Annotated in this window: 10 protein-coding genes; 7 read left to right on the forward strand and 3 right to left on the reverse strand. The window is 68.6% G+C overall.

Going from position 1 to position 13,354, the window contains the following annotated elements; all coding sequences use genetic code 11:
- The first annotated feature begins 72 nt into the window (after positions 1–72).
- The 7 genes from WG903_RS11150 to WG903_RS11180 all read left to right on the forward strand — a co-directional run bounded on the left by WG903_RS11150 (position 73) and on the right by WG903_RS11180 (position 6,642).
- The gene (locus WG903_RS11150; protein WP_340078228.1) at positions 73–1,302 is read left to right on the forward strand and encodes a pyridoxal-phosphate-dependent aminotransferase family protein; all 1,230 of its coding nucleotides are present in this window, start codon (positions 73–75) and stop codon (positions 1,300–1,302) included.
- Between the two features lie 31 nt (positions 1,303–1,333).
- Complete coding sequence (locus WG903_RS11155) at positions 1,334–2,299, forward strand: Bug family tripartite tricarboxylate transporter substrate binding protein (RefSeq protein WP_340075263.1); 966 nt, start codon at positions 1,334–1,336, stop codon at positions 2,297–2,299.
- Complete coding sequence (locus tag WG903_RS11160; protein WP_340075265.1) at positions 2,296–3,498, forward strand: CaiB/BaiF CoA transferase family protein; 1,203 nt, start codon at positions 2,296–2,298, stop codon at positions 3,496–3,498. Before WG903_RS11155 ends, WG903_RS11160 begins: the two co-directional genes overlap by 4 nt.
- Positions 3,495–4,274: an enoyl-CoA hydratase/isomerase family protein gene (locus WG903_RS11165; RefSeq protein WP_340075267.1), complete on the forward strand. Its 780-nt coding sequence runs from the start codon at positions 3,495–3,497 to the stop codon at positions 4,272–4,274. Before WG903_RS11160 ends, WG903_RS11165 begins: the two co-directional genes overlap by 4 nt.
- A 76-nt stretch (positions 4,275–4,350) precedes the next feature.
- Positions 4,351–4,557, forward strand: a complete 207-nt coding sequence (locus WG903_RS11170; RefSeq protein ID WP_340075269.1) for a hypothetical protein — start codon at positions 4,351–4,353, stop codon at positions 4,555–4,557.
- Entirely contained in the window at positions 4,544–5,335 is a 792-nt protein-coding gene (locus WG903_RS11175; RefSeq protein WP_340075271.1) for an alpha/beta fold hydrolase, read from the forward strand. The genes WG903_RS11170 and WG903_RS11175 overlap by 14 nt, the downstream gene beginning before the upstream one ends.
- Before the next feature lie 116 nt (positions 5,336–5,451).
- Positions 5,452–6,642, forward strand: a complete 1,191-nt coding sequence (locus tag WG903_RS11180) for a sensor histidine kinase (RefSeq protein WP_340075273.1) — start codon at positions 5,452–5,454, stop codon at positions 6,640–6,642.
- 19 nt (positions 6,643–6,661) lie between these two features.
- Here the strand turns inward: WG903_RS11180 and fdhF are convergent, their stop codons facing one another.
- From fdhF to WG903_RS11195, 3 genes are read right to left on the reverse strand one after another with little or no spacing between them, the layout of a single operon-like run.
- Positions 6,662–9,496, reverse strand: coding sequence for a formate dehydrogenase subunit alpha (gene fdhF / locus WG903_RS11185; protein ID WP_340075275.1), 2,835 nt, complete (start codon positions 9,494–9,496; stop codon positions 6,662–6,664).
- A complete protein-coding gene (locus tag WG903_RS11190; RefSeq protein ID WP_340075277.1) occupies positions 9,493–11,202 on the reverse strand; it encodes an NAD(P)H-dependent oxidoreductase subunit E in 1,710 nt (569 codons plus the stop codon). Before WG903_RS11190 ends, fdhF begins: the two co-directional genes overlap by 4 nt.
- Positions 11,203–11,212: 10 nt before the next feature.
- Positions 11,213–13,345, reverse strand: a complete 2,133-nt coding sequence (locus WG903_RS11195; protein ID WP_340075279.1) for an acetate--CoA ligase family protein — start codon at positions 13,343–13,345, stop codon at positions 11,213–11,215.
- Positions 13,346–13,354 lie beyond the last annotated feature (9 nt).

The raw sequence follows: 13,354 nt of genomic DNA on the forward strand, positions 1-13,354 counted from the left end.
CCTTGCGGCAGAGTAGGACGCCATTGACAAGCGAATTTTGTATGCAAAAATCGGCCAAAACCTGAGATGCCCATGGTCACCCTCGACTACCACCCCACCGGCCGCCACTTCCTCGCCATCCCCGGGCCCTCGCCGGTGCCCGACCGCATCCTGCGCGCGATGAGCCTGCCGACGATCGACCACCGCGGTCCCGAGTTCGGCGAGCTGGGCCTGCGCGTGCTGCGCGGCATGCAGAAGGTCTTCCAGACGAAGCAGCCCGTCGTGATCTACCCGGCATCGGGCACGGGCGCATGGGAGGCCGCGCTTGCGAACACGCTCAGTCCCGGCGACCACGTGCTGATGTACGAGACCGGCCACTTCGCCGCGCTGTGGATCAAGCTCGCCAACCGCCTGCAGCTGAAGACCGAAGTCCTGGGCCTGCCCGGCATCGAAGGCTGGCGCAAGGGCGTGCAGGCGCAGATGATCGAAGAGCGCCTCAAGAAGGACACGAAGCACGAGATCAAGGCGGTGTGCGTCGTGCACAACGAGACGTCCACCGGCGTCACCAGCGACATCCCCGCCGTGCGCCGCGCGATCGACGCGGCGAAGCATCCCGCGCTGCTGCTCGTGGACACCATCTCGGGCCTGGCCTGCGCCGACTACCGCCACGACGAGTGGGGCGCGGACGTGTCCATCAGCGGCTCGCAGAAGGGCCTGATGCTGCCGCCGGGCATCAGCTTCAACGCCGTCTCGCCCAAGGCCATCGAGGCGAGCAAGGCCGCGAAGCTTCCCAAGTCCTTCTGGGCGTGGGACGAGATGATCGAGATGAACAAGACGGGTTACTTCCCGTACACGCCCAACACGAACCTGCTCTACGGCCTGGCCGAGGCGTGCGACATGGTCCTGGACCCGCAGCACGGCGGCCTGCCCGCGGTGTTCGCGCGCCACAAGCGCTGGGGCGAGGGCGTGCGCGCTGCCGTGAAGGCCTGGGGCCTGGAAATCCAGTGCACCGATCCTTCCGTGTACTCGCCGGTGCTCACGGGCGTGATGCTGCCCGAAGGTGTCGACGCCGACGCCGTGCGCCGCCTGATCTACGAACGCTTCGACCTGTCCCTCGGCATGGGCCTGGGCAAGGTCAAGGGCCGCATGTTCCGCATCGGCCACCTCGGCGACTGCAACGACCTCACGCTCATGGCCGCCCTGTCGGGCTGCGAGATGGGCCTGAAGCTCTCGGGCGTGAAGCTCGCGGGCTCGGGCGTGCAGGCCGCCATGGATTTCTTTGCCTCGCATCCCGCGCCCGCGGTGATGAAGAAGGCCGCTTAAGCATCACCAGGTAGGACCCAGGAGACAAACCATGAAACGCCGTACTTTCACCATCGCCACCGCCGCGACGCTGGCCGCGCCGATGCTGCGCGCACAGCAGCTGCCCGCGGGCCCCATCCGCATCATCGTCGGCTTCTCGCCCGGCGGCGGCACGGACATCCTCGCGCGCACCATCGGCCTGAAGCTGCAGGACATGTGGAAGACCACGGTCATCGTCGAGAACAAGGCGGGCGCCTCGGGCACCATCGCCGCCGACTACGTCGCCAAGGCGGCGCCGGACGGCAACACGCTGCTGATGGCGCACATCAACAGCCAGGCCATCACGCCCGCGCTGCAGAAGGTGAACTACGACCCGGCGAAGGACTTCCAGCCCATCGTGCTGGTGGGTGTCACGCCCAACCTGCTGATCTGCAACGAGCAGCAGCCGGCCAAGACGGTGAAGGACATCGTCGAGCTGTGCCGCGCCAACCCCGGCAAGGTGAGCTTCGGCTCCGCCGGCACGGGCAGCGCGCAGCACCTGGCGCTGGAGATGTTCATGCTGGCCGCGAAGGTGAAGGCCATCCACGTGCCGTACAAGGGTTCGGGCCCGATGCTCACCGACCTGATCGGCGGGCAGATCCAGTACAGCTTCGACACGATGACGGCCGCGACGCCGCACGTGAAGAGCGGCAAGGCGATCGCGATCGCGCAGACGCGCCTGCAGCGCGTCAAGGCCTACCCCAACGTGCCGACGATGGCCGAGTCGGGCTTCCCCGGCTTCGAAGCCACCACGTGGTACGGCCTCGCGGGTCCCGCCAAGATGCCGGTTGCGCTGGCCAAGCGCATGAACGAGGACGTCAACAAGGTCATGCAGATGCCCGACGTCATCGAGAAACTCGAAGCCTCGGGCGCGCAGGACGGCGGCGGCTCCATGGAGAAGTTCGGCGAGTTCATGGCCGCCGAGCAGGTCAAGTGGGCCAAGATCATCAAGGACGGCGGGGTCAAGGGCGAAGCGTGACCAAGAAGTTGCCGTTGGAGGGCGTGCGCGTCCTCGACATCTCCCAGGTGATGGCCGGGCCGTATGCGTGCATGCTGCTCGGCGACCTGGGCGCCGACGTGATCAAGATCGAGCCGCCCGGCGGCGGCGACCAGACGCGCGGCTCCATGGGGTTCAAGATGAAGGGGCCCGACTCCATGGGCTTCCTCAACATGAACCGCAACAAGCGCAGCATCGCGGTCAACCTGAAGACCGATGCCGGGCGCGAGTTGATCAAGCGGCTGGCGAAGGACGCCGACATCCTCATCGAGAACTACCGGCCCGGCGCGATGAAGCGGCTGGGGCTGGGCTACGAGGAGCTGCGCAAGGTCAACCCGCGACTGGTCTACACGAGCATCTCGGGCTTCGGCCAGAACGGGCCCTGGGCCGACCGCCCGGGCTTCGACCTGATGGCGCAGGCAATGTCGGGCGTGATGAGCGTGACGGGCTATCCCGATTCGCCGCCCGTGAAATGCGGCGTGCCCGTGGCCGACATCGGCTGCGCGCTGTTCGCGATCTACGCGACGCTCGCCGCCTACATCGGCGTGAAGAACACGGGGCAGGGGCAGTACGTCGACGCGTCGCTGTTCGACACCGCACTGGCTTTCTCGGTCTGGGACATCTGCGACTACTGGGGCACCGGCAAGCCGCCGCAGCCGCTGGGCACGAGCAACAAGATGACCGCGCCCTACCAGGCGATGGCCTGCTCGGACGGCTACTTCGTGATGGGCGCCAACAACCAGAAGCTGTGGGAGAAGCTCTGCAAGCTGATGGGCCGCGAGGAGCTGCTGGCCGACGAGCGTTTCTCGACGATCTCGCTGCGCCTGAACAATCGCGCGGCGCTCGAACACGAGCTAGAGAAGACCTTCCGCACGCAGGGCAAGGACTACTGGGTCGACACCTTGCTGGAGGCCGGCATCCCCGCGGGCCCGATCCTGTCCTACCCCGAAGCCTTCGACAGCGAGCATGCGAAGGCCCGCAACATGAAGATGCCGATCGACCACCCGATCGAAGGCACGGTGCCGAACATCGGCTTCGCGGTGAAGCTGTCGGAGACGCCGCAGCAGGTGCGCCGCCATCCGCCGCTGCTGGGCGAGCACACGGCCGAGGTGCTGGCCGAGTTCGGCATCGGCGAGAAGGAGCGCGCCGCGCTGGAAGCGCAGGGCGCGTTCGCCGCATGAGCGACAAGGGCGCGGTCACGCTGAGCATGGACGGCGCGGTCGCGCACGTCACCTTCGACCGCCCGCAGGCGCGAAACGCGATGACCTGGGACATGTACGCCGACCTGGCGCGCATCTGCGACCAGCTCGCGGCCGACCCGTCGGTGCGCTGCACGGTCTTTCGTGGCGCGGGTGGCGAGGCCTTCGTGGCCGGAACCGACATCGAACAGTTCCTCGCCTTCCAGGGCGGGGACGACGGCGTCGCGTACGAGAAGAACATCGAAAGCGGCATCGCGAAGATGGAGGCGCTGCCCATGCCGACGCTGGCCGTGATCGACGGCTGGTGCGTCGGCGGCGGCCTGGCGCTGGCCACGGCGTGCGACATCCGCATCGCCACGCCCACGGCGAAGTTCGGCGTGCCCATCGCCCGCACGCTCGGCAACTGCCTGTCGATCGCGAACATCGCGCGGCTCATCGCGGCGTTCGGCCGACCGCGCGTGCAGCGCATGCTGCTGTCGGCCGAGCTCATCGAGGCGCACGAAGCCCGCGGCTGTGGTTACCTGGCTCAGGTGGTGGACGCGCAGCACATCGACGAGGACCTCGCCAAGCGCGCCCAACAGCTCGCATCGCTCGCGCCCGTGACCCAGGCGGTCAGCAAGGAAGCCCTGCGGCGCCTGCTGGTGCAAGGCCTGCCCGAGGCCGACGACCTCATCCGCCGCGCCTACGGCAGCGAGGATTTCCGCGAAGGCGTGGCCGCGTTCACGCAGAAGCGACAGCCCGGCTGGCGCGGGCGCTGACAGCGCCTGTAGCCGGCGGCTGATCGCCACCGCTGCCCATCCGCGCGATAAGGAAGGGCATCCCAAGGAGGCCCAGATGAGCTCGACGCCACCCGTCGACCTGCAGACATCGGTCGCCGGCGAGGAAGACCCCGGCGCATCCAACGACATCGGTTCCGCGCGCACCCCGGCAGACGGGGAAGGCATCTGCCCCGATTGCGGCGGCAGCGGCGCCGTCGCGGGCAACCGATGTCCCCGGTGCGGCGGCACCGGAACCGTCATGGAGGACCGTGGGGGCGCGTGACAAGCCCTTCCGGCTGGGCGATCTCCCGCCGGTCCAGCGCCTGCAGACCCGCTGCGGTGCACTCGAATACGTGATCTCGGGCGAAGGCGAGCCGGCCATCGTCCTCTTCAACGGCGCCGGCGTCGCGCTCGATGGCTGGCGCGCGCTGTACCCCGATATCGAATCCCTGGGCGCGGTACTGGCGTGGAACCGCTTCGGCATGGAAGGCAGCGACGATCCGCCCGGCCTGCAAAGCGGCGCGGTCGTCATCGCGTCGGTGCGCGAACTGCTGTCGTACGCGGGGCTGGCGCCGCCCTTCGTACTGGTCGGGCATTCGCTGGGCGGGCTCTATGCCAACCTGTTCGCGCGCCTGCACCCGGCAGAGGTCGCGGGCGTGCTGCTGCTGGAAGCCACGCACCCCGGCGACCACGACGTGCTGCAGATGGACGAGGCGCAGCTGACGCGCGCGCTGCGCCGGGTGATGGCCTTGCCCGAGTGGGTGTTCCGCGACAACCTGCATGCGGAGGTCGAAGCGGTGGGCCACGTGGTGAAGGAAGTGGAGGGCGCCGGCCCGTTCCCGCCCGTGCCGCTGGCCGTCATCACCGGCGGCGCGCCGCCGCCGAAGTGGATCATGGAAGGCGAGGCGCTGCAGGCGCGGCTGGCGCACCAGCGCGATCTGGCGCGCCTGTCGCCGCACAGCGAGCACGTGGTGGCCAGGCGCAGCGGGCATTTCCCGCAGCTGTCGGAGCCCGGCGTGGTGCTGGCCACGCTGGAGCGGCTCGTGCGCGCAGCGGCGTGATGCTCGACAGTGGGGTGCTGGTAGACTGGGCCGCAGAACTTGCCGGTTCCTCTCGTGCCTCTAACCGGCGGCCCCAAGGGCGAAGTCCAATTGTCAGCGCACCGACCAGGCGCGCCATGGCACTTTCACTCCACACCGTTCCCCGCAAGACGTTCCCCTCCTTCCTCCGCGACAACGCCGAGGAGATCCTGAGTGCGTGGGATGAATTCGCGTCCACCGTCGAGCATGAGGGCGGTGAGCTCGACATGAAGGGGCTGCGGGACCACGCGGCGCAGATCCTCGAAGCGATCGCCGCCGACATGGACCGGCCGCAGTCGCCTTCCGCGCAGGAGGCGAAATCGCGCGGGGAAGTGGTGGCGATCACGGGCGCCCGCGACACCGCGGCCGAAGCGCATGCGGAGACCCGGATCGGCGCGGGGTTCGCCGTGGGCGCCATGATCACGGAGTACCGCGCGCTCCGGGCGAGCGTGCTGCGGCTGTGGTCGCACAGGACGCAACGCGCGGAGCTCGAGGACATCGAACAGATCACCCGGTTCAACGAGGCCATCGACCAGGCGATCGCCGAGTCGGTGTCGCGCTACACGCGCCAGACCAAGCGTGCCGGCGACCTCTTCATCGGCATCCTGGGGCACGACATCCGCAACCCGCTGGGGACCATCCTGATGGCAACCGAGTACCTGGTGCGCTCCGGCAAGCTGGATGCCGCGGCGGCCCGCCCCATCCGGCAAAGCGTCCAGCGGATCAGCGTGTTGACCGAACAGGTCGTGGACGTGACGCGCGGCCAGGCCGGCCGGGCGATGCCGATCCAGCGCACCCGGCTGGACCTCGCCGATGTCGCAGCCGACATCGTGATCGAGACGCGGATCCGCCATCCCGATGCCGACCTCGTACTGGCGATCGGCGAAGGGCCTTTCGTCGCGCAATGGGACGGAGGCCGCATGGGCCAGCTCTTCTCGAACCTGCTCGCCAATGCGGTGCAATACGGCGCGCGGGGTGAACCCATCCAGCTTCGCCTGGTGCGCACGGGCGATACCGTGACCGCCGAGGTGCGCAACCGCGGGCGGGTCATCCCGCCCGAGGACCGGCGCAGGATCTTCGAGGCGCTGGCTCGCGGCACTTCGGGCGAGGAGCACCGCCGGCCCGAAGGCCTGGGCCTGGGGTTGTACATCTGCCGGGAGATCGTGACGGCCCACGGGGGCACGCTGGATGTCGCCTCGGATGCCGGCGAGGGCACGAGGTTCGTCGCGTCGCTGCCCGTGGTAACCGGCCCGGACGCGGTCCCGGCAGCGCAGCAAGCCGCTTCCTGAAACGCGCCGGCCGGCGGGGTCAAGCCCGCGATGACATTTCGGCCGCCAGCGCCTGCCCGCCGCCGAAGCTCGATTGCTCCGGCACCGGCCCGCCCGGCGTCACGCGCACGGCGCAGTACTTGAACTCCGGGATCTTCGCGAACGGGTCCAGTGCCGGGTTCGTGAGCTTGTTCGCCGCCGCTTCGTAGTAGCAGAACGGCGTGAACACCGCGCCGCGCGGCGAGCTGTCGTCCGCGCGCGCATACAGGCTCACCTTGCCGCGCCGCGATTCGATCGTCACCACGTCGCCCGGCCGGATGCCGAAGCCTTCGAAGTCCAGCGGGTGGATCAGTGCGACGGGATCCGGCTCGATCGCATCGAGCATGCTGGCGCGCCGCGTCATGCTGCCCGTGTGCCAGTGCTCGAGCTGGCGTCCCGTGATCAGCACGACCGGGTATTCGGCGTCGGGCTTCTCGTCCGCCGGGATGATGTCCGCCGGCACGAAGCGGCCGCGGCCATCCGGGCGCGGAAAGTTCTCCACGAACACCACCGGCTCGCCGGGGTCGCCTTCGGCGCGACAAGGGTAGGTGACCGAGTGCTCGCGCTCGAGGCGGTCCCACGTGATGCCGCCGATGCTGGGCATGGTGCCGCGCATCTCGTCGAACACTTCGCTGACGTGCTTGTAGTCCCACGGCAGGCCGAGGCGTTTGGCCAGCTGCTGGATGATCCACAGGTCCTGTCGCGCATCGCCCGGCGGTTCGATCGCCTGCCGGCCCAGCTGCACCATGCGGTCGGTGTTGGTGAAGGTGCCGGTCTTCTCGGGGAAGGCGCTCGCGGGCAGGATCACGTCGGCGAGGTACGCGGTTTCCGTGAAGAAGATGTCCTGCACGACCAGGTGGTCCAGCGCGGCGAGCGACTCGCGCGCGTGGTTCGCGTCCGGGTCCGACATTGCGGGGTTCTCGCCCATGATGTACATGCCCTTGACGGTGCCGGCCTTGATGGCGTGCATCACCTCGACCACCGTCAGGCCGGGCTTCTTGTCCAGCGAACCGGGCTTCATGCCCCAGGCTTTCTCGAACCGCTCCGGCACGCCGGGCGTATCGACGCGCTGGTAATCGGGCAGCATCATCGGGATGAGGCCCGCGTCGGACGCGCCCTGCACGTTGTTCTGCCCGCGCAGCGGGTGCAGGCCGGTGCCGGGGCGGCCGATCTGGCCCGTCATCAGCGCCAGCGCGATCAGGCAGCGCGCGTTGTCGGTGCCGTGCACGTGCTGCGACACGCCCATGCCCCACAGGATCATCGAGGCCTTGGACGTCGCGTACAGGCGCGCGACGTAGCGCAGCGTCTCGGCGTCGATGCCGCAGATCGGCGCCATCGCCTCGGGGCTGTAGCCCTCGACGTTCTTCTTCAAGTCCTCGTAGCCGATGGTGCGGCTGGCGATGAACGCCTCGTCCACCAGCCCTTCGTGCACGATCACGTGCATCATCGCGTTGAGCATCGCGACGTCGGTGTCGGGCTTGAACTGCAGGTAGCGGTGCGCGTGCCGCGCCAGGTCGGACTTGCGCGGGTCCAGCAGGACCAGTTTCGTGCCGTTGTTGACGGCGTTCTTCATCCACGTGGCCGCCACCGGGTGGTTCACCGTCGGGTTGGCGCCGATCAGCACCACGACCTCGGCCTTGGCGACGTCCATCACCGGGTTGGACACCGCGCCGGAGCCTATGCCTTCGAGCAGCGCGACGACGGACGACGCATGGCAAAGGCGCGTGCAGTGGTCGACGTTGTTGCTGCCGAAGCCCGTGCGCACCAGCTTCTGGAACAGGTAGGCCTCTTCGTTGCTGCCCTTGGCCGAGCCGAAGCCGGCCAGCGACTTCGGGCCGTGCGCATCGCGCAGGTCGCGCAGCTTGCCGCCGGCGAGTTCGAGTGCTTCTTCCCACGTCGCTTCGCGGAAGAAGTCCATCATCCGCGCCGGGTCCAGCTGCGCACGCGGGTCCTTGGCCACACCGGCCTTGCGCACCAGCGGCTTCGTCAGGCGCTGCGGGTGGTGCGCGTAGTCGAAGCCATAGCGGCCCTTCACGCACAGGCGGCCGTGGTTCGCCGGGCCGTCGCGGCCCTCGACGTAGAGGATCTTGTTGTCCTTGACGTTGTAGGTGAGCTGGCAGCCCACGCCGCAGTACGGGCACACCGATTCGACCTGCTTGTCCGGCACCGCCAGCGCCACGTCGCGCGCGGGCATGAGGGCGCCGGTGGGGCAGGCCTGCACGCATTCGCCGCACGCCACGCAGGTGGACACGCCCATGGGGTCGTCCATGTCGAAGACGATCTTCTCGTGCTCGCCGCGGTACGCCAGGCCGATCACGTCGTTCACCTGCTCGTCGCGGCAGGCGCGCAGGCAGCGCGTGCACTGGATGCACGCGTCCAGGTTCACGGCGATGGCGGGGTGCGACACGTCCGCGGCCACTTGCCCGCGCTGCGCGAAGCGCGGCTTGCCGACATTCAGCTTCGCGGCCCACTCGTCCAGCTCGTTGTGGCGCGTGTACTCGCGCTCGGGCATGTCGGTGAGCAGCAGCTCCAGCACGAGCTTTTGCGACGCCACGGCGCGCTCGCTGTTGGTCGTCACCTCCATCCCGTTGGCCGGGTGGCGGCAGCAGCTGGCGGCGAGCGTCCGCTCGCCCTTGACCTCGACCATGCACGAGCGGCAGTTGCCCACCTTGTCCAGGCCCGGCTTGTAGCAAAGCCGGGGGATGGGCACGCCCATCTCGTCGGCGATCTCGATGATCGTGCGATTGGCGGGCGCGGTGACCTCGCGGCCATCGAGCTTGAAGGTGACGGTGGGCGCTTCCACCTGCGCGAGTTCGGCGCGCGTCACGGCGTTCATCGTTGTTCTCCCAGTTCCTGCGGGAAGTACTTCACCACGCAGTCGACCGGATTCGGCGCGGCCTGGCCCAGGCCGCAGATGGAGGCGTCGCGCATCACCTGCGACAGCTCGGCGAGCAGCGGCAGGTCCCACTTCGGCTTCTCGATGATGGCGAGTGCCTTGGCGGTGCCGGCGCGGCACGGCGTGCACTGGCCGCACGACTCCTCGCGGAAGAAGCGCATCAGGTTGCGCGCGGCGGCACTGGCCGTGTCCTTGTCGGACAGCACGACGATGGCCGCCGAGCCGATGAAGCAGCCGTAGGGCTGCAGCGTGTCGAAGTCCAGCGGGATGTCGTTCATCGATGCCGGCAGGATGCCGCCCGAAGCGCCGCCCGGCAGGTAGCCATAGAACCGGTGGCCGTCCAGCATGCCGCCGCAGTGTTCGTCGATGAGCTCCTGGATCGTGACGCCGGCCGGTGCGACCTTCACGCCGGGGTTCTTCACACGGCCCGACACGGAGAACGAACGCAAGCCCTTGCGGCCGTTCGCGCCCTGCGACGAGAACCACTGGGCGCCGCGCTCGAGCAGGTCGCGCACCCAGTACAGCGTCTCGAAGTTGTGTTCGAGCGTGGGGCGGCCGAACAGGCCCACCTGCGCGACGTAGGGCGGGCGCAGCCGCGGCATGCCGCGCTTGCCTTCGATCGATTCGATCATCGCGGACTCTTCGCCGCAGATGTAGGCGCCGGCGCCGCGGCGCAGCTCGATCTTCGGCAAGCCGGCGGACGGCGGGGCGGCCTGCAGGCGGTCGAGCTCCTGCTGCAGCAGCGCGCGGCAGCCGTGGTATTCGTCGCGCAGGTAGATGTAGATGGCGTCGATGCCCACGGCCCACGCGGCGATCAGCATGCCTTCGAGGAAGCGGTGCGGGTCGCGCTCCAGGAACACGCGGTCCTTGAACGTGCCGGGCTCACCTTCGTCGATGTTCACCGCCATCAGGCGCGGCGCCGGTTCGGCGCGCACGATCTTCCACTTGCGCCCGGCGGGAAACCCCGCGCCGCCCAGGCCGCGTAGGCCCGACGATTCGAGCGTGGCGATCACGTCGTCGACCTTGCGCTTGCCCGCGAGGCACTCCTCCAGGGTCCTGTAGCCGCCGGCGGCGCGGTACTGCGACAGGCCGACGTAGCCTTCGGGCTCGTGCCGGGTCGCGCCGGACTTCACGCACTCGGCCACCTTCTCGGTGGTGGCGCAGGGCACGGGATGCTGGCCGACGACGGCGGCGGGCGCCTGTTCGCAGCGGCCGATGCAAGGCGCCGGGATCACGCGCACGTCGGCGCCGAGCAGGGCAGGGAGCTTGGCCAGCAGCTTCTGCGCGCCGGCCATCTCGCACGACAGGCCGTCGCACACGCGCACCGTCAGCTGCGCGGGCGCGGCCTGGCCTTCCTTGACGATGTCGAAGTGGTGGTAGAACGAAGCGACCTCGAACACCTCGCTCTGCGCCATGCGCATGTCTTCGGCGAGTGCCGCGAGGTGCGCGGCGGAGAGATGGCCGTAGCGGTCCTGCAATTTGTGCAGGTGCTCGATCAGCAGGTCGCGGCGGCGCGGCGCATCGCCCAGCAGCTCGCGCACCTCGGCCAGCACGGACGCGTCGGCGCGGCGGCCCTTGGGGCCGCGGCGCTTGCGCTCGCGCTGGTCTTCGCCGCTGGCGGCAATGGGGATGACTCGCGCTTGCACTTCGTCCTTCTTACTTGGGCATCAGGCCCGCGGCCCGGGCCCACTGGTACTTGGCGCCGAGGATCTCCACCGGGATCTCCGTGGAGTACGCGTAGGCGGGGATGCCATTCTCGTACAGGTACTGCGCGGCTTCCTCCACCTCGACGTCGCCCGCGAGCGAAGCCACCACGGGCTTGACCTTGCCCTTTTCCTTCATCTCGTTGACCACCTGCACCATGTTCCTCGCGAACACCATGGGCGGCGTCACGATGGTGTGCCAGTACCCCAGGATCAGCGCGTGGATGCGCTCGTCTTCCAGGCCCAGGCGCACCGTGTTCATGTAGGTGATGGGCGGCTCGCCGCCGGTGATGTCCACCGGGTTGCCGGCGGCGCCGAACGGCGGGATGAACTTGCGGAAGGCGGCGTCCAGGTCGGCGGGCATCGGCTTGAGCAGCTTCAGCCCGTTGTCCACGCACGCGTCGGACAGCAGCACGCCCGAACCGCCGGCGCCGGTGATGATCACCACGTTCTCGCCCTTGGGCGTCGGCAGGATAGGCACGCCGCGCGCGAAGTCCAGCATCTGGCGCAGGCTCTTGGCGCGGATCACGCCGGACTGGCGCAGCACGTCGTCGTAGATGCGGTCGGTGCCGGCCACGGCGCCGGTGTGCGAAGCGGCAGCCGCCGCGCCCATGGCGGTGCGGCCGGCCTTGAGCATGATGACGGGCTTCTTCTTCGACACGCGCTTGGCCACTTCGGCGAACGCGCGGCCGTCCTTCAGGTCCTCCGCGTGCTGCGCGATCACCTTGGTGTTGTCGTCCTGCTCGAAGAAGAGCAGCAGGTCGTCCTCGTCGATGTCGGACTTGTTGCCCAGGCCGACGATCGCCGACACGCCCATCTTCGCCGAGCGCGAGTAGCCGATGATGGCCATGCCGATGCCGCCCGACTGCGACGACAGGGCGGTGGAGCCCTTGTAGTCGTAGGCCGTGCAGAACGTGGCGCACAGGTTCGCCGGCGTGTAGTAGAAGCCGTAGATGTTCGGCCCCATCAGGCGGATGTTGTACTCGCGCCCGATCTTCTGCAGCTCTTCCTGGCCTTCGATGTTGCCCGTCTCGCCGAAGCCCGAGGGGATGAGGATGGCGCCGGCGATCTTCTTCTCGCCGCATTCCTTCAGCGCGCCCGCGACCAGCTTGGCCGGCACGGCGAAGACGGCCGTGTCGATCTCGTCAGGCACGTCCTTCACGCTCTTGAAGGCCTTGATGCCCATCACCTCGGCGTCCTTCGGGTTGATCGGGTAGATCTTGCCCTTGTAGCCGCCGTTGATCAGGTTCTTCATCACCGAATTGCCGATCTTGCCGGCCTCGTTCGAGGCACCGACCACCGCCACCGCCTTCGGCTTCATGATGCGGTTCATCGACGTGACGACGGCCTTCTCGTCGGGGCGGTAGCGCGGCGCCTTCGGCGCGAAGTTGACGACGATGCGCACGTCGGCGGCGATCGCGCCCGTCTCGCTGGCGAAGATGGGGTTCAGGTCCATCTCGGCGATCTCGGGGAAATCGGAGACCAGCTGCGACACGCGCACGATCACGTCCTGCAGCGCCTCGCGGTTCACCGGCTTGCTGCCGCGCACGCCCTTGAGCATCTCGGCAGCCTGGATCGAGTCGAGCATCGATGCGGCGTCGTCCTTCGATGCGGGGGCGAGGCGGAAGGTCACGTCCTTCAGCACCTCGACCAGCACGCCGCCCATGCCGAAGGCCACGAGCTTGCCGAAGCTGTCGTCGGTCATCGCGCCGACGATCACTTCCTGGCCCCCCTTGATCATCTGCTGCACCTGCACGCCGACGATCTTGGCGTCGGACTTGTACTTCTTCGCGTTGGCGATGATCTGCTCGTAGGCCGATGCGGCTTCGTCCGCCGACTTCACGCCGACGATCACGCCGCCGGCCTCGGTCTTGTGCAGGATGTCGGGCGACACGATCTTCATCACCACCGGGAAGCCCATGCCCTGCGCCATCTTCGACGCCTCGGCGGCGCTCGAAGCCGTCCCTTCGCCGGGCACCTTGATGCCGTAGGCGTCGCAGACCAGCTTGCCCTCGGGCGCGGTCAGCGCGTCGCGCTTGTCGGCCTTGACCTTGTCGAGGATTTCGCGAACTTTGCTCTTGTCCATGGCGCTTTC

The organism is Ramlibacter sp. PS4R-6, from assembly GCF_037572775.1.
In the GTDB taxonomy this organism is placed as follows: Bacteria; Pseudomonadota; Gammaproteobacteria; order Burkholderiales; family Burkholderiaceae_C; genus Ramlibacter.

Coding starts and splice junctions, on each gene's coding strand:
- WG903_RS11195 (WP_340075279.1), bottom strand. CDS start 13,345: ATGGACAAGAGCAAAGTTCGCGAAATCCTCGACAAGGTCAAGGCCGAC.
- WG903_RS11165 (WP_340075267.1), top strand. CDS start 3,495: ATGAGCGACAAGGGCGCGGTCACGCTGAGCATGGACGGCGCGGTCGCG.
- WG903_RS11155 (WP_340075263.1), top strand. CDS start 1,334: ATGAAACGCCGTACTTTCACCATCGCCACCGCCGCGACGCTGGCCGCG.
- fdhF (WP_340075275.1), bottom strand. CDS start 9,496: ATGAACGCCGTGACGCGCGCCGAACTCGCGCAGGTGGAAGCGCCCACC.
- WG903_RS11150 (WP_340078228.1), top strand. CDS start 73: ATGGTCACCCTCGACTACCACCCCACCGGCCGCCACTTCCTCGCCATC.
- WG903_RS11170 (WP_340075269.1), top strand. CDS start 4,351: ATGAGCTCGACGCCACCCGTCGACCTGCAGACATCGGTCGCCGGCGAG.
- WG903_RS11180 (WP_340075273.1), top strand. CDS start 5,452: ATGGCACTTTCACTCCACACCGTTCCCCGCAAGACGTTCCCCTCCTTC.